Origin of the sequence: Candidatus Accumulibacter vicinus (assembly GCF_000584955.1) — a bacterium.
Classification (GTDB): Bacteria; Pseudomonadota; Gammaproteobacteria; order Burkholderiales; family Rhodocyclaceae; genus Accumulibacter; species Accumulibacter vicinus.
The window spans coordinates 43,497-50,690 of record NZ_JDSS02000007.1; the positions used below are offsets into that span (position 1 = coordinate 43,497).

Here is a 7,194-nt window from a genome sequence, read left to right on the forward strand (position 1 = left end):
TCGTTGCCGGCCATGAAACCGATCCACAGGCCACTGCGCTGTCCCGGACCGCCGTTCCGGAGCAATACCGGCTCGCCGAGACGTTCGGTGAGGTCATTGGCGAGACGGCGGGCGAAAGGAAAGAGCGGCTGGTGAGTCGGTACACCACTGCCGTCCGGACGCAACTGCAGCCCCTGCTCGCCGGCATCAGCAGCACTCAGGGCCTGGCGAGCGTCATCGCCGAGCCCCGGCAGCACCACCTGCAACAGACGCACCTGACCGGCGATCAGTTGTACCGTCTGATTGACGTGCGAGCTGCGGCGGAAATGCCCGAGCAACGAGAAGGTGGCGATCTCGGCGACAGCGATGACGGCAATCACCAGCAGCACTGTCCGTCCAGCCAGCGAAGCGGGAAAGAGTCTCATCCCGCGTCGGCGTCGCTGGCGCTATCCGGAACAAACACATAGCCGACTCCCCACACCGTCTGCAGGTAGCGCGGGTGGGCGGGATCGGCCTCGATCAGACGCCGCAGGCGGTGGATCTGAACGTCGATGGCGCGGTCGAAGGACTCGCTGGCGTCGCCGCGCGTCAACTCGAGCAGACGCTCGCGCTTCATCGCCTGGTTGGCGTGATTGATCAGGGTGTTCAGCAACGCGAATTCGCCGCTGGTCAGCGCCACCGCCTGACCCTGTCTCGACAACTGACGCGCAGCCCGGTCGAAGAGCCATTCGCCGAAGCGTGTCACGCCGCCTGAAGGATCGGGCGTCGCCGCTGGCGAGCGCGTGCCACGCCGCAGCACCGCCTCGATGCGGGCGACCAGCTCGCGCGGGTCGAAAGGTTTGCCGAGATAATCGTCGGCTCCCATCTCCAGGCCGATCACCCGGTCGACCGGCTCGTCGCGCGCGGTCAGCATGATCACCGGCCGCGTCTCGCCACGCGCGCGCAGCCGCCGGCACGCCGCCAGGCCGTCTTCCCCAGGCAACATCAGGTCGAGGATCAGCAGTTGCGGCTGGTAGCGTTCGAGAAAGGCGTCGAGCTGGCGCGTATCGGGCAACAGCAGGGTATCGAAACCGTGCCGGCCGAGATAGGTGGCGAGCAACTGGCGCAACTCGGCGTCGTCGTCAATGAGGAGAATTTTTTTCATGGTCGTGGCGGCTGTAGCGATTGTCCGCATTCTATGCTGTCGACGGCCGTGCTCCGGCCGAAAGAAACAATTTGCAACGCCACGCCACGGCGATGAAATCGTTTGCAATGCCGGCCAGGACACAATGGCGGCATCGCGAAAGGGCAGACCACAGCGCTGATCGCGATCGATCAACCCCACTGACAGGAGTCACCCCATGAAATCGAAATTCTCGCCACGTATTCTCGTCACCGCACTGGTCCTGGCGCTCGGCGTCGGCGGTACGGCGTTCGCCATGAGCCCGGAACGCTGCGGCGCGCCCGGTGGACGGATGGAACAACGGATGCAATACCATCAGAAGGAGATGTCGCGCCTGCACGACGACCTCAAGCTGGACGCCAAACAGGAAGCGCTCTGGCAGGAAGCCGAGCAGTTCAGCAAGGCCGGCATGCGCGATATGCGCGAGCAGATGCGCAAGCACCACGAGGAAGTCCTGGCCAGCGTCAGCAAACCGGGTGCCGACCTGCGCGCCATCGTCAAGCAGATGGATGAACTCAGGGATGCCGGCCGCAAGCAGCGCGAGGCCGGTCGCGACCGCTGGCTGGCGGTCTACGACAGCCTCGACGCCGCGCAGAAGGAAAAAGCGCGCCTGTTCTTCAAGAGCAAGATCGAACGGATGGGGCCGGGTGGCCACTTCGGACCAGGTGCTTCCCGTCCTCCCCGTGGCCCGGCTGGCGACTGAGCGACAATGTCCCCCGCTCCCTCTCGCGGGGAGGGAGCGGGGGAAGATGGCGATGTTCCAGCACAGCCACTCCGGCAGCGATGATCGTTGCGGGGCCTCAATAAAATCATCCGGATCGCCAGCTTGACTTTGACCTCATGATGGGTAGCATGGCGACTCCTTTCATGCAACCTACTTTGGAGAATCAGATGAAACTGAATATCAGCGCAACGTTCCTCCTGCTGTCCATGCTGGTCAGCGGAGCAGCTTTTGCCGATGCCGATGACAGGAAGTGGATTTCTCAGTGTATCAAGGACAACAAGGGCGAGGGCGCCACCGCCGAGGTGGTCCGCAAGTACTGCGTATGCATGAATGACAAGATGGACGAAAACGAAACCCGCTCCATCTCCGTATGGGAAAAGGCCAACCCCAAGGCGATGAAGGATTGCGAGAAGCAGTCCGGCTGGAAGTAACTGACCCAGCGATCGGGTGATTTCAGGGCCGGGGAAACCCGGCCCTTGCATTTTGTGGTTGGGAAAATGGACCACTGCAATCCCGGCGGTGACGGCCGGGGTCCGTATTTTCATGGATGGTCATCCGTATATGTGCGGATGGCTTCGCCACCCATCTCGACTAAACTCGTTCTACATGGCAGGTGTCGTTAGCCGCCGGGTACGAGCACAGGCACCTCCACGCGCCGCGCCAGTCGGGACGGCCACCTCAATCAACGACAAGACAGGTAAGACCATGACCCATCTTCAAACCGGTCATTCGGCCGTCAAGCATCGAGCCGCGAAGTGTCGTGGGATGGCGGGCCGTCGACAGAATCGGCAGGCGCCAATCGCCGTGCTTTTCATCGGCATGTTGCTGCTGCCCTTTGCCCAGGCCTGGGCCCTATCGTTAGACACCGGTTCCCCGGACGTCAAGCTGGTCTGGAACAACACACTGCGCTACAACTTGGGCATGCGCGCGCAGGGACGCGATCCGCGCATCGCCGACAATGCGGTGTTCGACCAGGGCGATGCGATCTTCGACCGGGGGGCCGCGATCACCAACCGGATCGATTGGCTGAGCGAACTCGACCTCGTCTATAAGGAACGATACGGCCTGCGGGTCTCGGCCGCGGCCTGGTACGACACGGCCTACGGCGACCGCGGTCGCAGCAACCCGTACGCCCAGGGCATGGATGTGGTGCCCAACAGCTACGTCAACAACAAGTTCACATCCTATGTCAAGCGCTATTACGCCGGCCCGTCGGGCGAGCTGCTCGATGCCTTCGTGTACGGGGTGTTCGATGTCGGCGATTCGGTCTGGAACGTCAAACTGGGGCGGCACGCGCTGATCTGGGGCGAATCGCTTTTTGGCAACACGCACGCGATTTCCTTTTCCCAGGTGCCTAGCGACGGCATGAAGGGGGTAACCAATCCGGGCGCGTCGGCCAAGGAAACGGCGCTGCCGGTCGCCCAGATGTCGACCATCGCGCAAATCAATCCCGAGCTTTCCTTGCTGGCCCAGGTCGGGTTCGCGTGGGAACCCACCCGCATACCCGAGGGCGGCACCTATTTCGGCGTCGATGTGGTGAACAAAGGCCCGAACGTGAACCGGCTGTCCCCGATCGAAGGCAAGGCGGGCGATCTGGGACTGGGCATCAAGTTGAGCCCCGAGTGGCTCGACGGTACGCTGGGGTTTTACGCACGGCGCTTCGACGACAAGAACGGGTGGCTGGCCCAGGACGCGGGCAACGGACGGACCCGGGCGGTATACGCCCGCGACATCGATCTGCTGGGCGTCGCGCTGGTGAAAAGGATCGGTTGGGTGCTTGCTGGCGCCGAGCTGTCCTATCGGTTCGATGACCCTCTGAACAGTACCGGTTCGGCGGGACCCGCGGGCGGCTACGAAGGTGCCCGGGGCAATACCTGGCATGGCGTGCTCAACGGCATCGTCAGCTTCAGCCCCAGCGCGATTTACGATTCTGCCTTCCTGGCGGCGGAACTGGCGTGGAATCGCCTCGACCGGGTGACCCGCAACCCCGAGCTGTACCTGGCGAAGGGCTACAACTCGGCCTGTGATTCCGACGCCACCATCAAAGGTTGTGCGGACAAGCAGTTTCTCAGCTTTGGCCTGTCCTTCACACCGGGATGGAATCAGGTCTATCCGGGCGTGGACATCAGCATGCCCCTGTTTGTCTCCAGAGGCATTAGCGGCAACGCTCCCTCCAACGGTGGCGGCGTCGAGGGCTTCACCGTCTACAAGGTCGGTCTGACGGCCAAGGTCTATTCCAGCCACCAGTTCGACCTGACCTACACCGGCTACGATCAAAAGATCAAAAGGGCGCCGGATTCCCCCCTTGGTTCCTACGTTCTCGGAGGGCCATTGCGGGACAAGGGCTGGTTGTCGTTCACCTATCAAGCCACCTTCTAAACGCACCCATACAGGAAACGCCATGAACCGTCGTGCGACCCTCTTCTTCATCGTCGTCGCCTTGCTCCAGACCGGCATCGCTCGAGCCGAAGTCAGCGCCAGCGAGGCCCAGCAGCTCGGCCAGAACCTGACGCCCTTCGGCGCCGAACAGGCGGGGAACAAGGCCGGCACCATCCCGGCCTACACCGGCGGGTTGCCAACCAACACCACGCCGCCCGGCTTCAAGCCGGGCTCGGGGCGCTGGAGCAATCCGTACCCGGACGAAAAACCCCTGTTTGTCGTGACCGCCCAGAACCTCGAGCAGTATCGGGATGCCTTGAGCGAGACCGGCAGGGAACTCTTCAAACGCTATCCGAACTACCGCATGGATGTCTATCCCAGCCACCGCAGCGTCGCCTATCCGGCCTGGGTGCTGGAGAACACCAGGAAGAACGCCACTGCCGCCAAACTCGCCAAGGACGGCGTGGCCCTGGAGGGAGCCTATGGCGGGATTCCCTTCCCCATCCCCAGGAACGGCCACGAGGTGATGTGGAATCACCTGCTGGGCTATACCGGGGTGGCGTTCGATGCCTATGCGACCCTGTGGTCCGTGGATGAATCGGGCAACGCCACGAAATGGGCAGGGCATTTCACCTTCCAGAACGACTACTACAATCCGCAATCCAACGCCGAGGAGCACAAGAAGAACGGCGCCTACTACTACCAGCACGTCTACAACTGGAGTGTCCCCGCCAATGTGGCGGGTTTCTCCGTGCTCGATACGCAAACCCTCGATCCGACCATCGAGCCGCGCCGCATCTGGGACTACGACCCGGCCACCCGCCGCGTTCGCGAGGTGACCGGTTTGCCGCCCGATTTGGGCTTGGGCTCGCTGGGCAGTCTGGTCACCTTCGACCAGGACAACCTGTTCGCCGGTCCGCTCGACCAGTTCGACTTCAAACTGCTCGGCAAGCGGGAAATGCTGATTCCCTACAACGATCACGCGCTCTTCTTTGAAACCACCGCCAAGCAGATCCTTACCCCTGGTTACTTGAATCCGGACTTCGTGCGCTGGGAGTGGCACCGGGTCTGGGTCGTGGAAGCGACGATCAAGCCGGGCATGAAGAATCAGCACCAGCGCAAGGTCCTTTACCTGGACGAGGACTGGAGCGGCGCCGGCATGAGCGACGAGTATGACGCCGCCGGCAAACTCCGGCGGGGCCTGTTCCGGCCCGCGATGCCGCTCTACGATGTCCAGGTGCAGATCCCGCGCAGCTACTGGGGCTACGACCTGGAGAAAAGAATGTATGCCCTTGACCAGCATTTCGGCGATGCCGGCCAGTCCTTCCAGCCCAGGCCGCAGGCGTTTCCGAAACTTAACTTGAAGCCCGATGCTCTGGCCCGGAGAGGTGTGTTTTGATGGTCCCTCGACGCAATCCTCACGGCGGGAAGGTGAAATAGGCCAGGCGCCTTTCGTCGTGGGATCGGAGCGACCGCCACGCTACCTGCGCCTCGGCTATTCCTCGACGGCGCGGGGCATCGTTCGCTTTGCCCCGCGCCGTCGAATCATTCTCCCGCTGCCTGCGGTGGCAAGGGGAAACGCGTTTTGAATGCCGCTTGCGGAGGGCGCTATGCGTATTAAGTGGCGCATGATGGTCGTACTGGCCTTGTTGCTGCAACAGCCGGCCCTCGGGGATCCGGCGCCAGGCATCGCGGGTGGCCGGGAGCCCCGATTCGAGCACGTCACCATGGAGCATGGTCTGTCGAATGGCAATGTGGAAGCCATTTTTCAGGACCGACAGGGTTTCGTCTGGTTCGGCACCGGCGCCGGACTGGACCGCTACGACGGCTACCGGATCAAGACCTACCGGCCGGACCCGGACAATCCCCACAGCCTGATCGGCAACGCCGTGCACGACATTCTGGAGGATGCCGGCGGCGCCTTGTGGATCGCCACCAACCAGGGCTTGAACCGATTCGACCGAGCGACAGAGCGCTTCACGCGCTACACGCACGACCCCGCCGATCCCACCAGCATCAGCGGCCACGAGGCCTGGCGGATGGTGGACGATGGCAAAGGCGGATTCTGGGTACTGACCACCGACGGTGGCCTGAATCGATTCGATCGACAAACGGGCCGCTTCGTCGCTTACCGGCATGACCCGGCCAACCCGAAAAGCTTGAGCGGCAACGAGGGGCGGGCGCTGCACCGGGATCGGGCCGGCAACCTCTGGGTGGGCATCCAGGGTGGCGGGCTGAACCGCTTCGATCCGGCCAGCGGCGGCTTCATCCATTATCGGCACGATCCCTCCGACCCCAACAGCCTGAGTGGCGACGGCGTGTGGTCGATTTACGAAGATCGCCAAGGCCTTCTCTGGGTCGGCACGAACGGGAATGGCCTCAACAGTTACGACCCCAAGACGGGAAAGTTTACCCGCTACCGCTCGGAATCCAGTTTGGCCGACGGATTTGTCTTTGCGCTAACCGAAACCCGCGACGGCATCTTGTGGGTCGCCACCCTGAGCGGCGGCCTTTACAGCCTGGACCCGGAACGGCGCCATTTCACCCGCTATCTGCCGAACGCCGCCGATCCGACCAGCATCGTGCACACCCTGATCGCCCCGCTGCACGAGGACCGTCAGGGTGCTCTGTGGATTGGCTCCCTGGGCAAGGGGGTCAACCGCCTCGACCGCTCCTCCGCCAAGTTTCAGTGGTACCGCCATCGGCCCGATGATCCCACGAGCCTGAGCAACGGCTCGGTCTGGCACCTGCTCGAGGATAGTTCCGGCAGCGTGTGGGCCGGCACGGAAGGCACCGGGCTGAATCGCCTCGACCCGACCACGGGCAAATTCACCCACTATCGGCACGACCCGAAAGACCCCCGAAGCCTGATCGGCAGCACGGCATACAACATCTACGAGGACAAGAGCGGGGCGCTCTGGGTGGGTACGCGGGACGGCATCAATCGGAA

At 63.0% G+C, this 7,194-nt stretch carries 7 protein-coding genes; 5 read left to right on the top strand and 2 right to left on the bottom strand.

Features of this window, described 5'->3' with window-relative positions:
• Together CAPSK01_RS02205 and CAPSK01_RS02210 are read right to left on the bottom strand one after the other, a co-directional pair.
• Positions 1–404, bottom strand: a 404-nt coding sequence (locus tag CAPSK01_RS02205) for a hypothetical protein (RefSeq protein WP_273702915.1), incomplete at its 3' end; no start/stop codon positions are given.
• Positions 401–1,123, bottom strand: a complete 723-nt coding sequence (locus tag CAPSK01_RS02210) for a response regulator (protein WP_034921902.1) — start codon at positions 1,121–1,123, stop codon at positions 401–403. The genes CAPSK01_RS02210 and CAPSK01_RS02205, both read right to left, overlap by 4 nt.
• Positions 1,124–1,319: 196 nt before the next feature.
• Here CAPSK01_RS02210 and CAPSK01_RS21440 point away from each other — a divergent pair, with 196 nt between their 5' ends.
• The 5 genes from CAPSK01_RS21440 to CAPSK01_RS21445 all read left to right on the top strand — a co-directional run.
• The gene (locus CAPSK01_RS21440; RefSeq protein WP_273702916.1) at positions 1,320–1,844 is read left to right on the top strand and encodes a periplasmic heavy metal sensor; all 525 of its coding nucleotides are present in this window, start codon (positions 1,320–1,322) and stop codon (positions 1,842–1,844) included.
• Between the two features lie 188 nt (positions 1,845–2,032).
• The gene (locus tag CAPSK01_RS02220; RefSeq protein ID WP_034921838.1) at positions 2,033–2,296 is read left to right on the top strand and encodes a hypothetical protein; all 264 of its coding nucleotides are present in this window, start codon (positions 2,033–2,035) and stop codon (positions 2,294–2,296) included.
• Between the two features lie 274 nt (positions 2,297–2,570).
• Positions 2,571–4,244 carry a DUF1302 family protein gene (locus CAPSK01_RS02225; protein WP_273702917.1) on the top strand — a complete coding sequence of 558 codons (1,674 nt, stop codon included), beginning with the start codon at positions 2,571–2,573 and terminating at the stop codon, positions 4,242–4,244.
• A 22-nt stretch (positions 4,245–4,266) separates the two neighbouring features.
• Entirely contained in the window at positions 4,267–5,643 is a 1,377-nt protein-coding gene (locus CAPSK01_RS02230; protein WP_273702918.1) for a DUF1329 domain-containing protein, read from the top strand.
• Positions 5,644–5,872: 229 nt separating this feature from the next.
• Positions 5,873–7,194 (top strand): two-component regulator propeller domain-containing protein (locus tag CAPSK01_RS21445; protein ID WP_273702919.1); only part of this gene is annotated, 1,322 nt, incomplete at its 3' end.

Coding starts and splice junctions, on each gene's coding strand:
- CAPSK01_RS02210 (WP_034921902.1), bottom strand. CDS start 1,123: ATGAAAAAAATTCTCCTCATTGACGACGACGCCGAGTTGCGCCAGTTG.
- CAPSK01_RS21440 (WP_273702916.1), top strand. CDS start 1,320: ATGAAATCGAAATTCTCGCCACGTATTCTCGTCACCGCACTGGTCCTG.
- CAPSK01_RS02220 (WP_034921838.1), top strand. CDS start 2,033: ATGAAACTGAATATCAGCGCAACGTTCCTCCTGCTGTCCATGCTGGTC.
- CAPSK01_RS02225 (WP_273702917.1), top strand. CDS start 2,571: ATGACCCATCTTCAAACCGGTCATTCGGCCGTCAAGCATCGAGCCGCG.
- CAPSK01_RS02230 (WP_273702918.1), top strand. CDS start 4,267: ATGAACCGTCGTGCGACCCTCTTCTTCATCGTCGTCGCCTTGCTCCAG.